Annotated in this window: 25 protein-coding genes and 1 pseudogene; all 26 read left to right on the top strand. The window is 42.7% G+C overall.

Annotated features, from left to right (window positions below):
• Nucleotides 1-102 precede the first annotated feature (102 nt).
• Nucleotides 103-276 carry a hypothetical protein gene (locus tag IV55_RS10350; protein ID WP_157047466.1) on the top strand — a complete coding sequence of 58 codons (174 nt, stop codon included), beginning with the start codon at nucleotides 103-105 and terminating at the stop codon, nucleotides 274-276.
• A 146-nt stretch (nucleotides 277-422) separates the two neighbouring features.
• A complete protein-coding gene (locus tag IV55_RS07130; protein ID WP_083483968.1) occupies nucleotides 423-842 on the top strand; it encodes an ArpU family phage packaging/lysis transcriptional regulator in 420 nt (139 codons plus the stop codon).
• A 486-nt stretch (nucleotides 843-1328) separates the two neighbouring features.
• Complete coding sequence (locus IV55_RS07125; RefSeq protein WP_057810763.1) at nucleotides 1329-2237, top strand: DNA-methyltransferase; 909 nt, start codon at nucleotides 1329-1331, stop codon at nucleotides 2235-2237.
• Nucleotides 2238-2248: 11 nt separating this feature from the next.
• A pseudogene (locus tag IV55_RS10665) lies at nucleotides 2249-2374 on the top strand (ribonucleoside-diphosphate reductase); the annotation flags it as partial.
• A gap of 28 nt (nucleotides 2375-2402) precedes the next feature.
• Entirely contained in the window at nucleotides 2403-3128 is a 726-nt protein-coding gene (locus IV55_RS07120) for a DNA-methyltransferase (protein WP_057810761.1), read from the top strand.
• A gap of 46 nt (nucleotides 3129-3174) precedes the next feature.
• Entirely contained in the window at nucleotides 3175-3387 is a 213-nt protein-coding gene (locus tag IV55_RS07115; RefSeq protein WP_057810759.1) for a hypothetical protein, read from the top strand.
• A 28-nt stretch (nucleotides 3388-3415) separates the two neighbouring features.
• A complete protein-coding gene (locus tag IV55_RS07110) occupies nucleotides 3416-3877 on the top strand; it encodes an HNH endonuclease (protein WP_371858867.1) in 462 nt (153 codons plus the stop codon).
• A gap of 191 nt (nucleotides 3878-4068) precedes the next feature.
• Complete coding sequence (locus tag IV55_RS07105) at nucleotides 4069-4611, top strand: phage terminase small subunit P27 family (RefSeq protein ID WP_057810755.1); 543 nt, start codon at nucleotides 4069-4071, stop codon at nucleotides 4609-4611.
• On the top strand, nucleotides 4611-6473 hold the full coding sequence (locus IV55_RS07100; RefSeq protein WP_057810771.1) for a terminase large subunit: 1863 nt from the start codon (nucleotides 4611-4613) through the stop codon (nucleotides 6471-6473). Before IV55_RS07105 ends, IV55_RS07100 begins: the two co-directional genes overlap by 1 nt.
• A gap of 16 nt (nucleotides 6474-6489) precedes the next feature.
• Nucleotides 6490-6693: a hypothetical protein gene (locus IV55_RS07095; protein WP_057810753.1), complete on the top strand. Its 204-nt coding sequence runs from the start codon at nucleotides 6490-6492 to the stop codon at nucleotides 6691-6693.
• Between the two features lie 2 nt (nucleotides 6694-6695).
• Nucleotides 6696-7862 carry a phage portal protein gene (locus IV55_RS07090; RefSeq protein ID WP_057810752.1) on the top strand — a complete coding sequence of 389 codons (1167 nt, stop codon included), beginning with the start codon at nucleotides 6696-6698 and terminating at the stop codon, nucleotides 7860-7862.
• Nucleotides 7834-8541, top strand: coding sequence for a head maturation protease, ClpP-related (locus tag IV55_RS07085; RefSeq protein WP_057810750.1), 708 nt, complete (start codon nucleotides 7834-7836; stop codon nucleotides 8539-8541). Before IV55_RS07090 ends, IV55_RS07085 begins: the two co-directional genes overlap by 29 nt.
• A gap of 13 nt (nucleotides 8542-8554) precedes the next feature.
• Entirely contained in the window at nucleotides 8555-9769 is a 1215-nt protein-coding gene (locus tag IV55_RS07080; RefSeq protein ID WP_057810749.1) for a phage major capsid protein, read from the top strand.
• Nucleotides 9770-9784: 15 nt separating this feature from the next.
• Nucleotides 9785-9997, top strand: a complete 213-nt coding sequence (locus IV55_RS07075; protein WP_057810747.1) for a hypothetical protein — start codon at nucleotides 9785-9787, stop codon at nucleotides 9995-9997.
• 10 nt (nucleotides 9998-10007) lie between these two features.
• Nucleotides 10008-10424, top strand: a complete 417-nt coding sequence (locus IV55_RS07070; RefSeq protein ID WP_083483967.1) for a head-tail connector protein — start codon at nucleotides 10008-10010, stop codon at nucleotides 10422-10424.
• Nucleotides 10378-10668 carry a phage head closure protein gene (locus tag IV55_RS07065; RefSeq protein ID WP_162260740.1) on the top strand — a complete coding sequence of 97 codons (291 nt, stop codon included), beginning with the start codon at nucleotides 10378-10380 and terminating at the stop codon, nucleotides 10666-10668. Before IV55_RS07070 ends, IV55_RS07065 begins: the two co-directional genes overlap by 47 nt.
• Nucleotides 10661-11050 carry an HK97-gp10 family putative phage morphogenesis protein gene (locus IV55_RS07060; protein WP_057810743.1) on the top strand — a complete coding sequence of 130 codons (390 nt, stop codon included), beginning with the start codon at nucleotides 10661-10663 and terminating at the stop codon, nucleotides 11048-11050. The genes IV55_RS07065 and IV55_RS07060 overlap by 8 nt, the downstream gene beginning before the upstream one ends.
• Before the next feature lie 6 nt (nucleotides 11051-11056).
• The gene (locus IV55_RS07055; protein WP_057810741.1) at nucleotides 11057-11437 is read left to right on the top strand and encodes a DUF806 family protein; all 381 of its coding nucleotides are present in this window, start codon (nucleotides 11057-11059) and stop codon (nucleotides 11435-11437) included.
• A 33-nt stretch (nucleotides 11438-11470) separates the two neighbouring features.
• On the top strand, nucleotides 11471-12175 hold the full coding sequence (locus tag IV55_RS07050) for a phage tail protein (protein WP_057810739.1): 705 nt from the start codon (nucleotides 11471-11473) through the stop codon (nucleotides 12173-12175).
• Nucleotides 12176-12246: 71 nt separating this feature from the next.
• On the top strand, nucleotides 12247-12594 hold the full coding sequence (locus tag IV55_RS07045) for a phage tail tube assembly chaperone (RefSeq protein WP_057810737.1): 348 nt from the start codon (nucleotides 12247-12249) through the stop codon (nucleotides 12592-12594).
• A gap of 23 nt (nucleotides 12595-12617) precedes the next feature.
• Nucleotides 12618-12788: a hypothetical protein gene (locus tag IV55_RS10345; RefSeq protein WP_157047465.1), complete on the top strand. Its 171-nt coding sequence runs from the start codon at nucleotides 12618-12620 to the stop codon at nucleotides 12786-12788.
• A gap of 11 nt (nucleotides 12789-12799) precedes the next feature.
• Complete coding sequence (locus IV55_RS07040) at nucleotides 12800-17257, top strand: tape measure protein (protein ID WP_057810735.1); 4458 nt, start codon at nucleotides 12800-12802, stop codon at nucleotides 17255-17257.
• Between the two features lie 3 nt (nucleotides 17258-17260).
• Nucleotides 17261-18088, top strand: a complete 828-nt coding sequence (locus tag IV55_RS07035) for a phage tail domain-containing protein (RefSeq protein ID WP_057810733.1) — start codon at nucleotides 17261-17263, stop codon at nucleotides 18086-18088.
• A 17-nt stretch (nucleotides 18089-18105) separates the two neighbouring features.
• The gene (locus tag IV55_RS07030; RefSeq protein ID WP_057810731.1) at nucleotides 18106-19212 is read left to right on the top strand and encodes a phage tail protein; all 1107 of its coding nucleotides are present in this window, start codon (nucleotides 18106-18108) and stop codon (nucleotides 19210-19212) included.
• 73 nt (nucleotides 19213-19285) lie between these two features.
• Entirely contained in the window at nucleotides 19286-20452 is a 1167-nt protein-coding gene (locus IV55_RS07025) for a hypothetical protein (RefSeq protein ID WP_162260739.1), read from the top strand.
• Nucleotides 20445-21950 carry a hypothetical protein gene (locus tag IV55_RS07020; protein WP_057810727.1) on the top strand — a complete coding sequence of 502 codons (1506 nt, stop codon included), beginning with the start codon at nucleotides 20445-20447 and terminating at the stop codon, nucleotides 21948-21950. The genes IV55_RS07025 and IV55_RS07020 overlap by 8 nt, the downstream gene beginning before the upstream one ends.
• The last annotated feature ends 19 nt before the right edge of the window (nucleotides 21951-21969 follow it).

Raw genomic sequence — 21969 nt, 5'->3', positions numbered from 1 at the left:
AAAGGAAGCTGATCTTTTTTGTCCGAACAGCGTTCGGATTAATTTTACAATCTACCACAAAATAAAAAGAAACCCTTAAACGGGCTTACAAAGAGAAATAACATGATTAATGAATTAAAGGATAATAGTTTCGAAGTTGTCGGAGCTTTAACTGATGTTCACCCAACTAAAAATGATGTGACTAAGGTTACTTTTGAAATTCCTACTGATTCACTGGAAACTAAGATGATGAGCCTAACTAAGGATTACGCCAGCACAAACAGAATTAAGTACTGATGAAGCTGACGGTCAGACTGAACTTGATGGAATGGATGAAGAGGTTTAGCTTTTTCAAAACGCTAAGCCAAACAAAAAAAGCTGCATCCCCAATCACGGGAACACAGCCATCGCTATATGAACTCAACAACTCATTATAGCAAAGGATGGCGGAGAATGTGAATGAGGATGCGGTGATTGAAGCGTCAAAACGTGAGTTGAACAAATGCGGTCAGCTTATGCGTCAAGCAGGAAGAAGAATGTCAGAACTGAAGTCACCAGTATTCGATGCACAGCCGAAGTCGCCATCGTACAGCAATCATACAGAAGAGCGAATGGCTAAGCGGTTAGATGCAGAGAATGAATTGCGTGACATACTGTTGGCAATTGAACTCTGTGACAACAAGTCTAAGCAAATACTGTACGACCTTTATGTTGATCCATCTGAATATAGTGACATTGAAGTCATGTTACACGTTGGCTATCAGTCATCTCGCTATGCCTACTACAAGCGGAGAGCTTTGCTTAGGTTCGCTGAAGGCTACAAGCAAGGTGAGATATTCGAGAAGCTGGAAACATTGGCATAAAATCGTAAGGTTATTGGACTAAGAGCGTAAGCACAGACCGTTTACAGGGGTTATATTGGTATCAATCAATTACTGGTTAACCGGTGCCGAGGTTGGTTACTTAGGTGGTTCGATTCCACCTCTCGGTGTAGTAAGGTAGAACGACACTTTACTAGCCTGGCAGAGGCATTGTATCTGACCGTTAGCGAGGCTGTGGGCGATAACACAGTCCAGTCGTTAGAGATGTGGTGGAATGGTAACGTTCGAGTCAGTTGAGTATCTCTACGGGGACTGACCTGACTCGGTTAGCAAAAAGACGAAGAGGAAGGTTATCAGGTTCGAATCCTGGTCAGTGACATTGTGCGCTTTCAAACTTAACCAGTAAGGGTGCAGGAACACCCAATGCGCAGTTAATTTAAAATTAAACGGCCACTTCATTGTGGCATTACATAACTAGTTAAAGTCACATTAACATGTGGCTTTTTTATTTGGCCTTGGGGAGGACACATGGACGTAAAATTATTACAAGGTGATTGCCTTGAATTAATGAAAGATATACCAGATGGAAGCGTTGATATGATTCTGGCAGACTTACCATATGGAACGATGAAAAATGCTAAGTTAGATGGCTGGGTAAACCAAACAACAGAATGGGACGAGGTTATAGATACAGGCAGACTTTTTTCAGAATATGAGAGATTGTTACGCATGAATGGTGTCGCTATTTTGTTTTCACAGGAACCATACACGTCGCATTTGAGAATGTTCAAAAGCGAAAATTTGATTTTTTTATACCCCATGATATGGAAAAAAGACCATTTTGCAAATGCTTTAATAGCTAAGAAAGCGCCAGTTTCGTATTTTGAAGATATAAATGTTTTTTCAAAAAAATATGACAAACAAAACTTACACCCATTGAGAGGATATTTCCAAAAGATTTTAGAATTTGCGGACGTTGATTTAAGCAAAATAAATTCAGTTTTGGGACACAGACGAGCTGAACACTGTTTTTATACAGAATCTTCTCAATTTGGATTGTGTACTGAAAAAACCTACCAAGAATTAATTTCAAATTTTGAAATAAATAAAATGAACGGATTTAAAGATTTTTCAGAATTGGAAAAAATAGATAAAAGATTTGAAAGAACGTTCAATTTACAGAACGGGAAGAAATATAACTCAAATGTATTGGAGTTCAAAAAAGATTACGAAGGACTACACCCAACCCAAAAACCAGTAGCATTATTTGAATACCTAATAAAGACATACACAAATGCAGGTGATACTGTACTAGATAATGTAATGGGCAGTGGTACAACAGGAGTGGCATGCAAGAACCTAAACCGAAACTTCATCGGCATAGAACTGGATGATAAATACTTTGAGATAGCAAAACGGCGGATAAGCGAAGCGTGAAATAAATCCGATACGAGCGGTTCCGCAAGCTAGGCTATCGATCAATGCCAGTCGTCACAATCTACAAGGTAGACGGCACACATGATGAATGGTGCGATTTACGGGTTGACAATATCAAACAATACACGGAAGACTAATAGGTGTTGAAAATCGGGATGGAGCGTTATGGACATTAACCTGCTACACGGCGATTGCCTAGAATTGATGAAAGATATACCAGATGGAAGTGTTGACATGATTCTGGCAGACTTACCATATGGGACGACCTCAAATAAGTGGGATGTTGTAATCCCATTTGAACCACTGTGGAAGCAGTATGAAAGAATTATTAAAAATGAAGGTGCTATTGTTTTATTTGGGCAAGAACCGTTTAGCAGCCGTTTGAGGCTTAGCAATGATAAAATGTATAGATATGATTTTGTCTGGGAAAAATCTAGGGCAACCGGGTTTTATAACGCCAACAAAATGCCTTTACGTTGTAAGGAAAATATCACAATTTTTTACAAACATTTGCCAACATATAACCCTCAAAAAACAAAAGGATCCCCTTACTATCACAAAGCAACAAAAAACAGATCTGGAAGCAATTATAGTTCTACTTCAAAAAGCACTGACACTAAAAGCGATGGTGACAGATACCCAAGGGACATAATTAAATTCAACAATGTAATTAGAAATATATCACATCCAACCCAGAAACCAGTTCCGCTACTTGAATACTTGATTAAAACGTATACTAATGAAAATGAAACCGTACTAGATAACTGTATGGGGTCTGGTAGTACTGGCGTGGCATGTGTGAATACTAAGCGCTCATTTATTGGCATGGAATTAGATGATGAATACTTTAAGATCGCTTCATCTCGTATTGAAGATGTTGAGCAATGTTAGGCGGTTAGTCATAGTGACTGGCCGCTTTTTTGCATGGGGGGGAATTATGAAACATAGACAACGCTGTTACCACACAGTAGCAGGAACTAACTACTTAGATAAGATTGAAGTCTTGTATGGTAGTGGAGAAGAGATGTACTACCGTGAGGGTGATCCATACACAGAGCTGCCATCACAGTATGTGAGAGCAGTGCAAGGCTACCAACGGTTCCGTAAGTTCTACCAGCCTAAGCCAGTGAAGCACTATGCCAAGGGTTAGAAGGTGTAGACAACAGGGCTGTCATGCTATGGCTATGTTTCCTAACCATTATTGTCCACAACACATTGAGCATGAAGCAGAGTACATTGCTAAGCGTGAGCAGTTCGCATCACAGCATAGCAAGACTTACGAGCGGCACTACAATCTTGTGACACGTAAGCGCAATGAGGTTAAGGCAGAACAGGACAGCTTCTATCATACGAAGCAATGGCAGTCATTAAGAGCTGAGGTCTTGGCAAGAGACAACCACCTTGACCAGTACGCATTGCTCCAAGGCGAGGTGAAGCAAGGTAACCTAGTAGATCACATCGTACCGATTGAGTATGCACCAGAGCTTAAGGATGACGTGAACAACCTAGCAACAACTACCTTCGCTAGTCATAAGGCCAAGACTAAGTGGGAGCAGTCATACTATGGCACAGGACAAGGCAACCAGTTGAAACAAGTGGCAATGATAAAAAATATTCACGATTTGCCATGCTTTAAATGAATCGATTTAAAGACGTTTATCAGGCGATTACAGCTCGTTTAATTATTTGAATGTAGTTACACCAAAAGACAATTCAAATAGTTTTAAGCCCCCCCGTGTGTTGTGTCACAGAGGAGCACGCACAGTACCATCGTCTTGCGTAAAAATTGCAGAAATTAAAAGTTTTCAAAATCTGGGAAAGGAGACGCCACATGAATTCGAAAAATGCAGGTCGAAAACCAAAATTGCAAGCTAAAAAAGGCGACCGAAAAGATCAACAAAAACGTGCTGATGACTTTAAGAACGCACAATCAGGGTTAAAAGATATTCAACAAAATCCACCAAGATATTTAGACGCTACTGCGAAAAGCATGTGGCGTTTTTTAGTCTCCGAACTGACTAAGGGTGATCTAATTAAGCAGCTCGATGCAACAGAATTAGAACTCTTTTGCAAACAGTATTCAATTTACCGTGAAGCGGTCAAAGCTGTTGATGAACACAGTGTCGTTTTTCCAATTTACAAATGGTATGACACTGGCGATGGTAAGATGAAGCGTGAACTATCGGGGATGGGCAAAAATCCTGCTGTTAGTGTTGTTGATTCGATGTCACGTCAATTGAAATCCTTAGCCAATGATTTAGGGCTTAACTTCAATGCACGTTCATCAATGAAGATGGCTAGCAATGATGCTGACAACAAAGATAAGGACGCACAAGCTGCACTTATGAAGATGTTTGGCGGTGGTGCTAAATGATGCGAGAGATTGATTTAACACAATCGCATGATGTATTCGGTGAGTTTGGACGTGAAGACTATAAGGACGTTCGTAAAAAGTACACCGACCCTGGTACTCAATATGCGTTTGCAGTTTTAGAGAAAAGACAGATGGCTGGGTACCTCATTAAGTTGGCTTGTTTCCGTCACCTTCAAGATTTGAAACGTGCAGAAGCTAGTGAGTTTAAGTACCACTATGACCTCGATGAGGTTAATAAGATCCTGTCGTTTGCAGCCTTGTGTCCGAACGTTGACACTGGCAAGCCCACGAAACTAATGGGCTGGCAGAACATGATTATGTGTTCACTGTTTGGTTGGCGTGATGAACAGAACCAGAAACGCTTCACCCATGCAATTGTCTCTGTTGCCCGTGGACAAGGTAAGACTTACTTTGCTGCGATTGTGATGTGTTATTCACTACTGATCGAGACTATGGGCCTGCGTAACCAAGATTTACTAGTTGCATCAATTAACTACAAGCAGACTGGCAAACTATATGGCTATGTTCATGACATGCTGTCAAAATTGACCGCAGAGTTCCCATTTAAGGAGTTAGCTGAATCTAAGCAATTAAAACTGCTGACCGACCAAATTATTGAGCGTGAGCCTAATAACATTGTTCGTGCCATCTCACATGAAGCTGGTCAGTTCGATTCATTTCATTTCAGAACAGCTGTTTTTGATGAAATCGGTGAGATTAAGTCACGAGACAAGATTTCAAAAATCACATCTGGCCAAACAAACGTGGATAACCATCAGTTTATTCAGATTTCGACTGCTTATCCTGACCCATCTGTGCCATTTCATGAAGACCAGAAACGTGAACAACAAGTTATGGAGCAAGACTTTAAGCGTGCTAATGACTCACATCTTTGTCTTGTGTGGTCACAGGACAGCTTAGAAGAAACGTTTGAACCTGATACGTGGGTCAAGTCTAATCCGTTACTAGATTTACACGATCCAACAGGAAAGCTGCTTAAAGGATTGATTGATGAACGTGACTCACACGCAATGAGCGGCACGTTGTCAGATTTTCAAAACAAGAACATGAATATGTGGCTGCAAGAAGCTACTAACAGTTTTCTCAAGCTGGCCGACATTGAACGGGCTGTCATACCCAAGTTCAATATTCATGGCCGACAAGTCTACATTGGCTTTGATTACTCGATGTTTAGTGATAACACTGCGTTCTCATTTGTTTATCCGTATCAGGATAAGCATGGAAAGAATAAATGGCACATTGAACAGCATTCATTTATTCCATGGCAAAAAGCTGGCTCAATTGAAGCCAAGGAAAAGCAAGATGGCATTGATTACCGTGAGCTGGCTAAACAAGGCTGTTGCACGATTACGAGCCACCCACAAGGACTAATTAATGATGATCAGGTCTACCAATGGCTGGTTGGTTATGTGACTGATAACGAATTGGACGTAGTGTTCTTTGGTTACGATGCCTGGGGTGCAACGAATGCGATTAAACGTCTTGATTTGAACACAGAATGGCCGCTTGAACCTATCAGACAGCGTACTAGCGAGTTAAAAGACCCAACCAAGTTCTTACAAACGGGATTTGTTGAGAACTCGCTGTCTAGACTAGACGATAAAATCATGGAACAAGCCTTGATGAATGCTCAAGTAATCGAAGACAAGATAGGCATTCAGGTCGACAAAGCCAAGGCCACACTCAAAATTGATGTGGTTGACGCAATTATCGATGCGTTTTATCAGGCTATGTATCACTTTGAAGACTTTGCAGATGTGAATGACCCGTCAAAACAGGTTGAGCGAATGAGTGAACAAGATGTACTGGACTATATTCGCAGTGGCCAATACGGATTCTGAAATAAGGAGGAAGATAATGGTTCGACAAATAAATAAGCTACTTGGAGGACTTGCGGCGTACACACCAACAGTCCTTTTTTTGTGTGGAATTATTCTACTGTGTGTGACCGCCTATGTGTGTTTAGGAGTGATGGTGGGTGGATTCACAACAGGAATCTTACTGGTTATTGTGGGTTTGGTTATGGATAAATCCAACGAGAAAACTGTTGGAGGTAAATAGCCATGGCACTTTTTAAACCAATGAACTTAGCACCGACTATGCCACAGCCAGTCAGTATCAACGATTCATCAATCATCAACTTTTTGCGTCCTAACGGCTACTTACCGTTAGACAAGGCGTTGCATAACTCAGATGTGTACTCGGCTGTTTACCAGCTGTCAGCAGACTTAACAACGGCTCACATCATTGCCAATCGTCCGCAAAACCAAGCGTTAATCGACAATCCATCAGCCACTAGCAACCGTCATGGATTCTGGCAGGCGATGTTCGCTCAACTTTTGCTTGACGGTAACTCATATGCGTATATCTGGCGCAATCAAAACGGAATACCGCAACGATTCGAGTATCTTCGGCCAAGCCAAGTGCAGGTTGATGAGTTAGCCGATGGCGGTGGACTGTTGTATTCACTAACATTTGACGAACCAGAGATCGGATTGATGAGTAACGTCAGCCAGTCAGACATGGTTCATCTTCGATTGATGAGCAAAAACGGTGGCATGACCGGTATCTCACCGCTTTCTGCATTGCAGGAAGAACTAAACATCAAGAACTCGGCCAATGATTTGACTCGCAAGGCTCTGGGCAAGGCAATTGTGCCAAACGGGATTCTCAAAATCACTAAAGGTGGACTGCTCGGACGAGATGACAAGGTTAGCCTGTCGAACGATTTTGCAGCACAGGTTGATCAGTCTAACGGACCAGCAGTGCTTGATGACTTAACCGAGTACACACCGCTTGAGGTGTCGACTGATGTTACTAGGTTATTAGCACAAACAGACTGGACTTCTAAGCAGATTGCCAAGGTGTACGGCATTCCGGACAGCTACTTGAACGGTCAGGGTGACCAACAAAGCTCATTGACCATGATTCAAGGCATGTATGCAAATGCATTACGCCGTTATGCAGGCTCTGTTGAAGCAGAGTTGAACCAGAAGCTAATAGCTAAGGTGACGGTTGACATTAACCCAGCCATCGATTCAAACGGGACTTCGTTCGCTGGAGTAATTGGCACGTTGGCAAACAACAAAGCCATCACAGGCGAACAAGCCACTTATATGTTGAAGAATATTGGATTCATGCCTGAGGGTGCACCGGAGTACGTTGACCCAACGGCAAATACTACGAAAGGAGGCAATGATAATGACAGTGAAGATACCAATCAAGGGTGATGTGGTTGATTCAGACACAGCCGCCTTTTATAGCTACTTCAACATGCAATGTGTTAGTCCACAAGCAGTCTCAGATGCATTGCAAGAAGCTGACGGAGATGACGTTGAATTAGACATTAACTCAGGTGGCGGCGATGTATTTGCCGGATTCGAAATCTATACCACGTTACGAAATTATTCAGGAAATGTGGCCGCCATTGTTTCAGGTCTGGCCGCTTCAGCAGCGTCAACAATTGCAATGGCAGCCAACAACCTGAAGATGTCACCGGTCGCGCAGATCATGATTCATCAAGCTCAAAGTGTATTGCAAGGAAACACTGATGACTTAACCCATGAAGCGGGTGTGTTACAAGGCATTGATCAGTCAATTGCGGCTGCTTACGAGCAACGAACTGGCATTGGCCAAGGTGAGCTGCTCAACATGATGGCTAAGGAGACCTGGCTTGGCGCTAAGGACGCAGTCGACAAAGGCTTTGCAGATGAAATCATGTTTAACGACAAACCAGTCGTATACAACAGCGTTTCACCAATCCCAAGTAAAGCGGCGTTAGCAAAGTTCAAGACGTTGTTGGCAAAGGAAACTACACCAAAAGAACCAGTACAACCAAATACTGACAAAGAACAGCCAACTACTGACGATTTACTCGCTAGTAAGTTGGCTGTTTTAGCAGACGAATAAAAAGGAGATTCATATGTTTAAAATTAACGAAATCAATGATGCCTGGATTGAAGCCGGGCAAACAGTTGATGAAATGAACAACAAAATAAACACCGCCTTGATTGACCCTAAGTCAACTAAGGAAGATGTGGAAGACTTGAAAAATAAGCGTGATAACAGTGTTGCACGCCGTGATTCGTTGAAAGAACAATTAGACATCGCACGCAAAGATGCAGAAACAATCAAGCCCACAAACAGTGCTAACAATGTTGACCCAATTAAGCCTAAGGCTGATGAAAAGGGTACGTTTGTTAACAAGTTTCGTGGCATGGTTCGTGGCGATTCAGCTATTGTTGACGAGTTAAAGTCTGACTTAGACGCCAACGGAAAAGGCGTTGGTCTGACCATTCCACAAGACATTCAAACAAGTATCAACACTCTCAAACGGACGTTCCAAAGTCTTGAACCATTAGTTACAACTGAAAATGTTAGCGCACCAACTGGCACACGAGTAATCGAACCAGACCAAACAATCACACCTTTTGCCTTAATTGATGCAGAAGATGGCTTGATTGGTGACAACGATGACCCAACTTTGACGCAGATCAAATATGCCATCAAACGTTATGCAGGTATCTCAACACTGACGAACTCACTTTTGAGTGACAGTGATGAATCATTGCTTGCTTATATTACGAACTGGGTTGCTAAAAAGGACGTCATTACTCGCAACAGCGCTATTTTGACTGAATTAGGAAAGCTTCCATCAGCTCAAAAGACTACTGTTGCCAGTGTTGATGCTTTAAAGGACATTTACAACAAGGAAATTGACCCACTTATCTTTGCAACTTCCGTATTTATCACTAACCAATCGGGCTTTGCTGTATTAGATAAGGTTAAGGATAATTTTGGCCACTACTTGTTACAGCCATCAATTACTAACCCATCACAGAAACAACTTTCTGGTAAGGATGTAGTAGTGATTAATGACCGTTTCTTGCCAAATGACGGTTCAAACTTCCCACTTTATATCGGTGACTTGTCACAAGCTGTTCACTTATTCGACTTGCAACAGATGAGCTTATTGACTACCAACATTGGCGCTGGTTCATTTGAACATGATTTGACTAAGCTTCGTGCAATCGACCGTTTCGATGTTCAATTATGGGACGCTGGTTCAGTTGTATATGCACCATTCAGTGCAATCGCTGATGTTGTTCCAGCTACTGGTACACCAGCAAAGGCTTAGTAGGAGGTAATCCGAATGGCCCAATATAAAGTGATTCAGGATTTTACCGACAGCAATGATAAAAGCGCTGATGCTAATGGTGACCTACACGTATACAGGGCTGGTGATGCTTACCCGTTCCAACCATATGCAGGTGCACAAACAGCAGACCGCATTGCATTGCTGACCAGTTATGATGGTCCGAATGATGACTTCGATGGGCCTGTTATTGAGCAACTGACTGACTAGGAGGTGCAATATGCAGGCAGATTTAGCGACGTTGAAGAACTCGTTGCGACTAGACATTAGTGACGATGATGACCTGCTACAGGGCTATCTTGATGCTGCTAAGTATAATTTGTGTAACGCAATTGGTGCGCCTGATGGCGATGCATTCTATCAGAACGTAACCGTCAAAGATGAGCTTCAAATGGCGATATTGGCACAGGCAAGTGCTTATTACCAGAACCGTTCATCAATCACTACTACTCCAGTTGTGACTGTCGACCTAGTTGTTAACAGCATTGTTGGCCAGCTAAGAGGCAGATATGCCACATTGAAGGGTGGTGGAGCTGATGGCACGCAATCTGAACCCAAGTCGAATGAGGCAACGGGTGAAGTTCGGGACAGTGAAGTCACAACGGAACAAACAGGGAATAACAGTACCAACGTTTAGCGAAGTGACTTCTGTTTGGTTCGGTCCATGGACATTAACACAATCACAAGAAATGGCCTTGTCTGGCACAACTTTAGCCGGAACAAAGGTCATTTTTGTATATCATAATCCAGCATTGGCTAGGCTTAATCGTGCACAGATTAGCGGTCTTGAATATGAAGTTGTTGATTTAAACATTGAAGAAGACCCAGGGCCATCGTCATTTGACTTGATCACATTAAGACGGGTGACAGCTCGTGAGTGATGATTTTGAAGAACAACTCAATGGCTGGCTGGAACGAGTAACTAATGACGCTACGGTCACACCAGAAGAGCAAGCACAGATTACTGGTGCTGGTGCAGAGGTGTTTGCTAAGTCGTTAGAGCAGCACACGCCATATGATGCTAGTCGGCAACATAAGCATTTACGTGATTCCATTGTCTTTGATCCTGGTAAAACAGTCGATGGCAAAGCAGGCAACACTGACGTTGGATTTACGGCAAACAAGGCTTATATTGCACGGTTTCTGAATGATGGCACTAAAAAAATGGTACCAACACACTTTAGAGAAGAAGCAGAAGCTGATTCGAAGAACAGTGTGTTGGCAGCCATAGAAGCAAAGTATAGAGAACTAAAAGGAGAGTGAGTGTAGATGATAGTAATCCAAGTTGCAGAGCTAATTGAAGAAGCCAAAATTGAGGGAATCAACAACGTCTATACGAACAACATTCCTGCTAGTGCTCCAGATGATAAGTCAGTCACTGACTTACGTATCACCGAGCTTCCAGAAATTGATGATGATGCAGGTTCAGACCAAACAACCACCATCACAAAAGGTGTCTCAATTGACATCTTCTACTCAACTGATGCAGATTCAGATGACCTTGAGAGTCGCATTCTGAATTTGATGATGAATAATGGTTGGTTCCGCATATATAGCCCTGGTCATACGTTAGATCCGGAAACTATGCAGTTGAGTAAAACAATGCATTTCACACAAAAATTTGATCGAAATCTAAAAGGCATCGCTTAGGCGGTGCCTTTTTAGTGGAAAAGGAGATTCAAAATGGCAAGTTCAATCGGTTTATCCAGTTGGAAACTGGCTTTAATTGATCCAATGACTAATTTAGTTATTCCAACTGAAAAAGGTGGTTTACCAACCACTGATTCAAAATATAACGGAGTATTTATTGCTAATTTATTGACCTCACGCGGGGCAACAACAGCCAACCTTTCGGGAATGGATGGAGCTATTCAAAAGATTTACGGGTCTGATGCAGTTGCCGATGTCTCTGTCGGTAATCCAGAACCAACTGTTGCATTGGCTGCTAACTCACTTCCCCATGAAGTACAAGCCTTAGTTCAAGGGTTAACCAAGATTTCAGAATCAGGATCATATCGTAAGCAAGCTGGTTCACGACTGCCTTACGTTGCCTTGATGACGGATTCACACGATTGGGACGGCAACCGTATTCACTTTGGCTTCTTCATGGGTGTTATGGCTCTGGCAAATGCTAACCAAGCAACCAACAATAACCAACAGCAACGTGCTACAGATTCCTACACGTACACGGCTATTGCGTCTGATGCCGGTGATCCATATGAAGTTCTTTGGGAAGCAGAAAATGGTTACGACTATGACAAGTTCGCACATCATATCTTCCCTCAAACGGCTGCTGATGTTATTCAGCCTTCGGATCAAGCTGAAGGCAGTCACCCTGTTGCTAACGTCAAACCTGATGCTGGTGTAGGTGGAACTGGTAACAAATAGTCGTAAACATTTTGTCGCCAACAAATACACAGTACCGAACGGGGCGGCTAATTATGGAGGAATTTTAAATTATGTCTGTAAAAATCGATGCAAAAATTATCGGTATCAAGGCACCAATTGTAGTTAAAACAACAAATAAAAATATGCGGCTAGTCGTTAAAGCAAATAAGGCATTAGCTAATGCGAGTGATCCCGTTGAAAAAACTGATTTACAAACTTTAGGAGCGTTAGAAGACGCTATTACCGTTCCGTATGAATGCATTGTTAACATCTTAAAACTGACTAAAACACAGGCTAATAAATTGGACGAGTTGGAATTTGATGAAGTTATTGAATTCACGGGACGTATTAGTAATGCCATTCTGAATAACGAAGATGATGATGGTAAAGCCATCGACACGGCAGATTCAAAAAAGTAAGCCCGCATCGTCGCAACATGGAGATGCAAAACTTTTATGAGGCACTACGTTACGACGAACAAGTCGGGTTAAAAGACATGAACGTTTTACCGAAGGATTGGGACGACATTGACTACTTCGAGCTGCATGAAATTATGTCAGCACGAAGTGAAGAGAATCGTCCGCAAGACCCTGTTGCAATGATTAACCGTTAGGAGGCGATTAAATGGCGGGTGGTACACCTAGTGGCACAATTGGTACCCGAATTAGTATGGACGGGTCACAACCGATTGAAACCATGAAACAATTGCGTGAGGCCGTTAAGTCGTTAACTAACGGATGGAAGGCACAAGAAGTTGAACTAAAGTCTGCGGGAAAATATTTGGACGCGGCTAAGGCTAGATTTGATGGACTTAGTGAATCAATAAAGCAGCAGCAGACTTTTATAACACGATTAAAGACAGAACAAAGCGGGTTAGACACTTCTACAAAGGAAGGTTCGACCCGTTTTACTGAGCTCTCAAATCAAATTAATGAGGCAACTGTCAAAATGGGGTCAATGCAAGGTCAATTAGATCGTGCAAAAAACTCCATGAACTACTACAAGTCAGGAATTGCTGATTTACAGTCTGAACTAAAGCGAACTGAATCAGTGTCTGCATCGTTTGTTGCACGTTTAACGGCTGAGGGAAAGGCGTCGGAGGCAATGAAGGCCAAGTCCGATGCTTTGCACAGTTCGTTAAGTAAAATGAGCGAGCTTTACACGAAGCAAGAAAGTGAGCTTTCTCGCATTGCCAACGAAAGCGGTAAAGGATCTGATGCTTACGCCAAGCAATCAGTACGCGTTGACGAACTGGGTGCCAGAATGGCGAAGGCACAAGGCGAAGCTAAAAGTCTTGATGCAACCATCAGTCGTGAACCGCATAGCTGGTTTGGACGCGTCACTCAAAGTGCACAACGATTGACTGGTCAGCTGAACAAGACGGAAGACGCAGGAAAGAAGACTGGGTCAGTTTTCGGCGCTACATTCCTGGGCAATGCAGTTGCCAATGGTGTATCTGCATTGACCAGCCGTCTAACAGACACTGCAAAGCAGTCTATTCAATTGGCACAGGCTGGAGAACGTGCTAGTCGTGCTTGGGAAACGATGGGATTGTCCGCAAAAGATGTTCAGTTGTTGCAAACCCAAGTTGGAGAACTAAGAAACAAGACAGGCTACAGCGTTGACAGTGTTCGAGCGTTGCAAAAGTCATTCTATGGACTGACCGGTAATGCTAAGGACACTGATCAACTAACAAAGTCCATTGTTGGGATGCAGTCAGCGGCAGGATTAAGCGAAAACTCGCTATCACGTGTCGGCAAACAATTAGGACGAATGTCCGGTAGTGCGAATGTTTCCACGCAACAATTTAAGCGATTGACGCAACTAGCACCAAATATGGGTAACGAGCTTGCTAAGGCTGCTGGTATGTCACGTAAAGCCTTTGATGAAATGGTTGCTTCAGGGAAATTAAGCGGTAAGGAGTTACTTGATTTAAGTGAAAAAGCCTCAAATCAAGCAGACGGTAACTTCAAACAGCTTAACAAGACCTCTGAAGGTGCTATTAATCAAATTAAAGGGTCTTGGACATCGATGAAGTCAGAGTTTGGACAAAAGATTGTTAGTGTTCAGACTACGGGACTTGGCGATTTAGCTAATATTATGCAATCTCCAGCAATGAAAGGTGCTGTTGATTCATTAGCACAAGGAATCGCGCACATTGCTGATGAAGCTTCAAAATTAATCGGTTATGTATCAAAGCATCAAGCCGATATTGGTGGAATTATTGGCAGCCTAGCACAAATCACCAAAATGCTATTTTCCGGTGCATGGTCTGCTGTCGCTGGGACAATCAATACTATTGCCGACGCATTTGGTTTGCTATTTGGAAATGCGCATAAGAGTACCGATCCACTTAAAAATCTGAATCGATTGCTTGCTGGAATTTCTAAACATCAAACGGCAGTTAAGGCAGTCGGTGCCGCGTTGATTGGAGCATTTGCTACAGCCAAGTTAATGAGTGGTATCACAGGGCTTGCCAAGGGTATAGGCGGTGTGACTGCAGCATTAAAAGGGGTTAGCGATGCAGAAGGAATAGCGGCTATTACTCAGAAAGCTTTGAACGTTGCTATGAAGGCTAATCTATTTGTTGCGATTGCTGCTGCAGTAGTAGCTGTTGGTGTGGCTCTCTTTGAGTTATACAAGCACAACGAGAAGTTCCGTGATTTCATCAATGGAATCGGAAAAGAATTCAAAAAAGGCTTCGATGGCATGGTAAAAGTAGCCAAGAAGTCTATTGATGCTATTGGAAAGTTATTCACTGGCAAGCTTGGTTGGGAACAATCACTTGGCAAGGAAGCCGGTAAGGCTGGCAAAGCCATAAAAGATGGCTTTGCCAGCGCGATTGACTGGTTCAAGAAGAACTGGAAGGGTGTCGCACTATTGATTGTTAACCCGATTGCTGGTGGTATTAAGTTTCTCTACGACAACAATAAGGGGTTCAAGAAGTGGGCAGACAGCGTTATTAGTACCATAGCTAATGCTTTGAAGCCAATTGGTAAAGTAGTTGGTGCCATTTGGGATGGATTGAAGAAGGCGACAAAGATTGCTTTTGAAGGAATCAAGATTGTTGCCTTAGCTCCGATTGTTTTATTGGCTGCAACATTAGTCGCTGCCTGGAAAAAGATTCAAAAACCAATGGAAGTTGTTTGGCAGGCAATGATTAAAGTAACAAAAGCGACTTGGACTGTTATTCAAGCTGCTGTCATCAAGCCTGTTGAAGCAATTTGGAAGTTTATTTCTAATGTTTTCGGTAAAATCGGTAAGTTTGTTGGTGAACTATGGGGCACTGTCGTTAAAACCACAGAGCGTCAATGGGCAGCCACCGGTCGAGCTGTTTCAAAACCGGTTAATGATGTTGTAAAGTTTGTCACCAACGCATGGAAAGGGCTGGAAAATCTCACCAGTCGAACATGGGATGGTATTACCAAATTTGTATCTAATGCCGCCACGAGCATCTGGCGTGGTGTCACTAAAACGTTCACCACATTAGGTAAAGATATCAGTAACATCTGGAATAACATTCAAAAATGGACTAGCAACACATGGAACCTAATGGTTAGTTTGGTTTCTAAGCCTGTGGATGCTATCTGGAATAAGGTTACTGATGTCTTCGGAAAGCTGTCCGATTGGATTAGTAGCACACTGTCAGGAATTCAAAAGGTATGGCACAACATTTGGTCGGATGTTAGCTCGTTCTTTAGTGGTATTTGGGATGGCATTAAATCAGCTGCTAAATCCGGTATTGATGGGGTTATTGACTTCCTTAACGGTGGGATCAATGGAATCGATTCCGTTATTTCGTTCTTAGGTGGAGACAAAAAAGCCATCTCGCCAATTAAGCGTTTAGCAACTGGTACGACTAACGGTCGATTGAATGAAGACACAATTGCATTGTTGAATGATGGTCATGATTCGCCGGAAACTGGCAATAAAGAAATGATTGTTAAGCGTGACGGACGTGCCGGAATCATTCAAGGAACGAATATAATGGCACATCTCGACGCTGGGGATGCAGTTGTAAACGCCAAAGATACAAAACGTGTAATGAACATGATGGGTATTCAAAAGTTTGCTAATGGTTCTGGTTGGATTAAGGGTATTGATTCAGCGGTTAGTTGGATCGGTGATAAATTCGATGACGTTGGTAAATGGATAGGTGATAAAGAAAAAGCAGTTGAGAAGTTCTTTAAAAATCCTGTTGGCGAACTTACAAACGTTTTTGATAAATTCACATCTGGAATTAAGGTGCAAAGTCAATTAGTAGCAGACATGGCAAAGCCAGCTGGTCATTATATTATTAAGACGGGTGAATCGTGGTTCAAAAAACTATTCGATAAGTTAAATGAAGATACTAATTCCCCAGCCGGTGCTATGTCGAAAGATGCATTCAAGGAAATTGCTGAACATGCAGGAGAATTGATGCACCAAAGCCTTTCTGATCATGACATTAGTCGATTATATTGGCAGGCTTTTGATGAATCAGGCGTTAATCCTGCAACGGGTGGTGGGGTTGATGACCACGATGGTACCGGATTACCAGTTGGGCTGTATCAGTATAAATTGGGAACTTGGAAGGCGTATCAAGTTGGTAATCACAATAATATTCATTCGGCACTAGACCAAACAATGGCTGTATTAAACGATTCGAATTGGCGTAGTGATTTAGCACCAATCGGCGTACGTCGTGGCTGGAGTCCGAGCGGTCATAGAATGATGGCCAATGGTGGATTGATTTCTTCCCATCAATTTATTGAAGCAGGAGAAAACAATATGGCCGAAATGATGATTCCTTTATCAACGATTAAGTCTAGTCGTGGTTATGAACTGCTTGGCAAGACTGCGGCAACAATGGCCGCACGTGATGGGATGAACGGAAGCAGTTCGTTTGGTCGCAATGACTTATTTCGGTTAGAGCAGATTGCTGGCCGAATTGAAGATGCACTTAACGTGTTAGTTGGCTTTGCCTATCAAAACCAGAACCAGCCACAGGGTAGAACAGCAAACGCGTTTGACGCGTTGCTGACAACCATGCAGAAACGCGGTCAGGTATTAGACAATCAGAATTTAGTTCAGGAGGTGTAATTGGTGTACGGTAAATTCTTTATCAAGAAACAAGGCGAACCAGAATTTGAGATTCACGATAAGTTATCTTCTGTGAGAGTGCTCGGAATGGATAATTCTGCGCCACAAATTACACCAAGTTATTTGAAGTCTGCTGGTAGTGACGGTCAGCTGTTACAGAACGTCACTTACAACACGTCTACTGTCACGTTACACTTGTTCGCACGTGGCCTAGACATTCATGACTTTAAACTAACGGCCGCAAAAGTTTACTCACTGTTAAGCTCTCGGACGCCAATTCGGATACGTGACAGCATTAGCCCAGGCAAGGTTGCCTATGTGGTTGTCAAACCTTTTGAAGTCCAGCCGCTGAACCATACAGACGATGCAACGATTGATGTTCAATTTGACAACGTATCTGGCATGTGGTATTCGCTGGTTAACAGTGATGAATTTGCTACTAGTCCGGACGCTTTACAAATTGGATTGGAGTTGCCTGAGCAGCTACCTGTGTATCACTTTAATAGCAATGAATTTACTGTTTTCAACCCTTCTGATGTGAATATTGACCCGTACCGACAACGGCATAGTTTGAAAATCACAGTGAAGGGATCCGGAACGTTTGAAATGAAAAATCAGACAAATGGAACGTCTTTTAAATGCACGCATTCGATGAACAGTGGGGATAAATTTGTTTTAGACGGTGTGCATGCGTTTCTCAACGGTCAACTCGACAGTTTAGAAACAGACTACGGCCACATCGTCTTAAATAAAGGGAATAATGACATTGTAATTACTGGCTTGAACAATGCCGATATAACATTTTCCTTTCCCTTTGTTTATTTGCAATGATCACTAGAGATAAAGTTGTGGTTCAGGACATCCAACGCCAGTACACGGATGTTCTGGACTGTTTTGATTGGGACAGCTTTCAAGTTACTCGGCAACGTAATAGCCAGTATCAATTGGACTTTGTTGCCTTTGACGACAATAGCGTTGGGTTCGAGCTACTACAGATTGAGAATTCTGTGTGGTGGAACAATCAAGAGTTTATCGTCAAGCAATTGACGGACGACTGGAACGGTGACACGCATGAGGTAACTGTGACGGCCACACACGTGTTTTACCAACTGAACGGCCGACGACAGCGACAGCAGAAAGCAGGTGCAGTGACGTTCTCTTTGAACGATGCTGTGGCCTTTTTGTTAGACGGACTGAACACGGGCTTTGATTATCAGATTCATGGAACGTTTGCCAACACAGTGATTACTGATTTTGGTAAATGTTCGGTGATTGATGGCATCAGCACGTTGATTTCGGATTTTGATGTTTATGCTGTTTGGCCGGATGGCCGGACGATTCACTTTTACGATGAGAATTCGTGGAAGCATGATACTCAAATGGCGATTCGCTACCAGAACAACTCGAATGAGGTATCGTTGGCCGTTGACAGTTCCAACCTTGTTAACACAGTCATGGTATCTGGCAAACAGAACGACAACGGGGATGCTGGTTCAACACCAGCCTTTCCGCCATTCATGGTGCAGGACGATGATAGTGTTAAACGCTGGGGTCAACGTGACGGTGACGACATTTCTGATGAACGTTTTACGGATCCTAATGCAATGCGTACTTACGCACTTGGAAAAATGCAAAGTGAACCGCCAACAACGATTACAGCAACCATGAATAATAAGGACTCACCGCAACTTGGCGAGATGTGGATGTTGCAGGTGCTTCCGGCGCACTATCAGACGATGATCGAAACAGTCGCGGTACAGGAGTATCCGTTTAGTCCTAAGGCTACTGTGATTACGTTGAACAACTTGGTGGCTAACTTCTTGGAAACACAAAATGCCAGCCATCGGCGTTTGAACATCATGGCTGACAAGGTAAAAGATATTCAGGCTGAGCGTGCCGATATAAGCGCGTTACCACATATTTCAATCGAGATGGACGGTGAGAGCAATTACTAATAAACGTTATTGGGTAAAGAATGATGATGGCGAAAAGGTAGTTGTTTGGTCAGCATGGGACGCTATTCTTGGTATGCCTAACGATTTGGTTAATCAGAAAGACTTAGCTGATGCAATCAAAGGCGAAGAAGGTAAAACTAGCTATACTCACATTGCATACGCCAATAGTGCTGATGGTAAAGATGGATTCTACGTTGGTGGCGGACAGAATCTGATAAGTAACAGCAGTGTAGAGTTACAAGGTAAGGCTTATAAATTTGGTGATGTAAGTTTAACTATTGACCACTTGGAAGCTGGCGAAACTTATACTATGTCTTGGTATGGTAAAGTTGATGCCAATGCTACTAACCACAAACAACCTTTGCAGGTATTCATCTACAATGATAATTGGAGTTGGTCAGTAAAGGGTACCATTCCATATACGGCTAATGAATATCAAAGGAATGTATTCACTTTTACTGTTCCGAATAATGTTACAGATGCTAAACGTGTGTCATTTTATCTGAAACATTACAATGATGATAATTCACAATCTCAGCATGATAATGATGTTGATGCTGGTATTGGATATGCTAAAAATTATATGCTTGAAAAAGGCACGGTAGCCCATCCATGGTCACCAGCACCATCTGAAGCACATCCTATCTACATGGGAATCTACTCGGATAATGTGCCCGGTCAAAGTACCGACCCCTCAAAGTATATCTGGACGCTTACGCTAGAAGGACGTCCTAATAATTTAGCAACTACTGATTATGTTAAGACCGCAATTGCGGCTATTCCAAAGCCTGATTTGAATGGACCGTTCTTGTACCATCAAATCGAACCATTGCTGGATTGGAACGATATTAATAGAAAGCCAACTGTTGATTCACAGTCAGTCACATTTACTCCACTAAACGGTTTTACACTAGGCGCCCCATTCACGTACGAGACAGTAAAATTTGGTCCCAACGCACAGTTGATTACCCTACATGGAACCGTAAGGCCTGGTAGGAAGATGGAGCCTTATTCTTCAAGTACAGCTGGCGTGTTTACAAATCTTCCCAAACCATTGACTAGCCAATATGGAAACGTAGTTGGTAGCATAACTCGTAGTGGTTGGGGAAAAGCATTCGTGGTCGCCTTCGATTCTACTGGTACACAGCTTATTGTTGGGACACCATCAGGTCATCCTGGTAACGGTGATCAAATCTATATCGACGTGTCATTTTTGAGTGAGGAGGCAGTAAATGATTAATCAATCTTATGTATTGGCTCGTCGCAAACCTTTCAATGAACGATTCGGTATGTTCTTGTGGCCATACGATCATTCTGGTTATAACGCTGTTTTCTTTAAAAAACAGCTGGATGCGGCCTTAGATTTAGGCGTTGGCCTAATCTCAATCGGTTCACGTCCAGATAATGCTAATGATGACGTTGGTGCTATTGATGGTGCGTTTGACATGGCACAGAACGCAGGCATGGCAGTCCGTACAACATTAGGTGCTGGTGCAGCACTGAATGGTGATGCAGTCGATTATCCTAATCATATCCACGATATGGACGATTGGAATAAGCGTTATGTGCAACATTTAGCCGGTCGCAACCTGATTTGGGATGCCTCTAACGAAGCAAATAACCCAGGATTTTGGTATGGTAAGTCATCGTACTATGATCATTCCTTGATTAAGGATTGGCTGAGTGTCGACAAGGTTTTGTATAACTACGTTCGTCAATACGACCCTGGTTCAATATTCTTAAACGGGGATTTGTTCCGTGGCCCTTATGATTTGCAAAAGGGTCAATGGGCAGACGAATGGGATGTGATGATTCAAGATGGACTCATGAATTTTGGTGATGCAGTTTCTGTGCATCCTTATCTAGAGGACGGCTTTACAGGTTATCAACACTCACCTGAGTCTCTGCTGCAGGAAATGGCAACGCCAGATAACGCAACTTTGCCACTAGTTATTACGGAGTTTAGTTACAATCGGTCAACGATGGACGCTAATCAACAGGCTGATTGGCTTGCACGGGCGTGGTTCATTTTTGACTATATGCAAGTACCATTTGTACTACATTACGGTCTTTGGGATGAATACCAGGACGATAATGGTAGTTACGCAATTTTCGATCATGATTGGAACGCTTACCCAGCCGCAACTTCTCTGAAGTATTGGCTGCATGAACTGAAAGGCTACTACTTCAATCAGCGAATCAGCGTTGGCAATGATGCTGCTGACTTTGTTTTAGATTACATTGAAGACACTGAACACAAGCTAATTGGTTGGACTAGCGGTGCTGATCATCAAGTGACAGTAAATGGCCATACGTATACGATTACGAACTCACCACAATTGTTGAGCACGTACACGGCACCAATCAAACTAGTAACGGTTGATAGTATCTGGCATTTAAAAGATGTGCTGAATACTAATTTCAGCCAAATTGCCCAGTTCACAACCACATGCCTGACCAAGCTCAAAAAGGTTTATCCCGATTTGGATGTCAGCGCAAACGTTGATCAAATTACTGCGACTACATTAGGTCGTGAGTTTCGGCTGCAGGTTATTCAGGGTTCGCAACAGTCTGTTGAATTATTGGAGCGAGTAGCAACTGTAATTCGCAAAATTGGTCATCAACTGCAACTAGTCAATGTGCCAATACCGAGAACGTTGATGCTACGTAAAGAAGACTACAATTCAATGATTGCAGCCTTAACTCAGAATATTAACTTAATTGAACAATTCGAATAGTCATTGTTGAGGGCTATTT

It is taken from the genome of Furfurilactobacillus siliginis (assembly GCF_001437435.1).
In the GTDB taxonomy this organism is placed as follows: Bacteria; Bacillota; Bacilli; order Lactobacillales; family Lactobacillaceae; genus Furfurilactobacillus; species Furfurilactobacillus siliginis.
The sequence above is the reverse complement of the archived record's forward strand: the minus strand, read 5'-3'. Positions and strand labels throughout refer to the sequence as shown.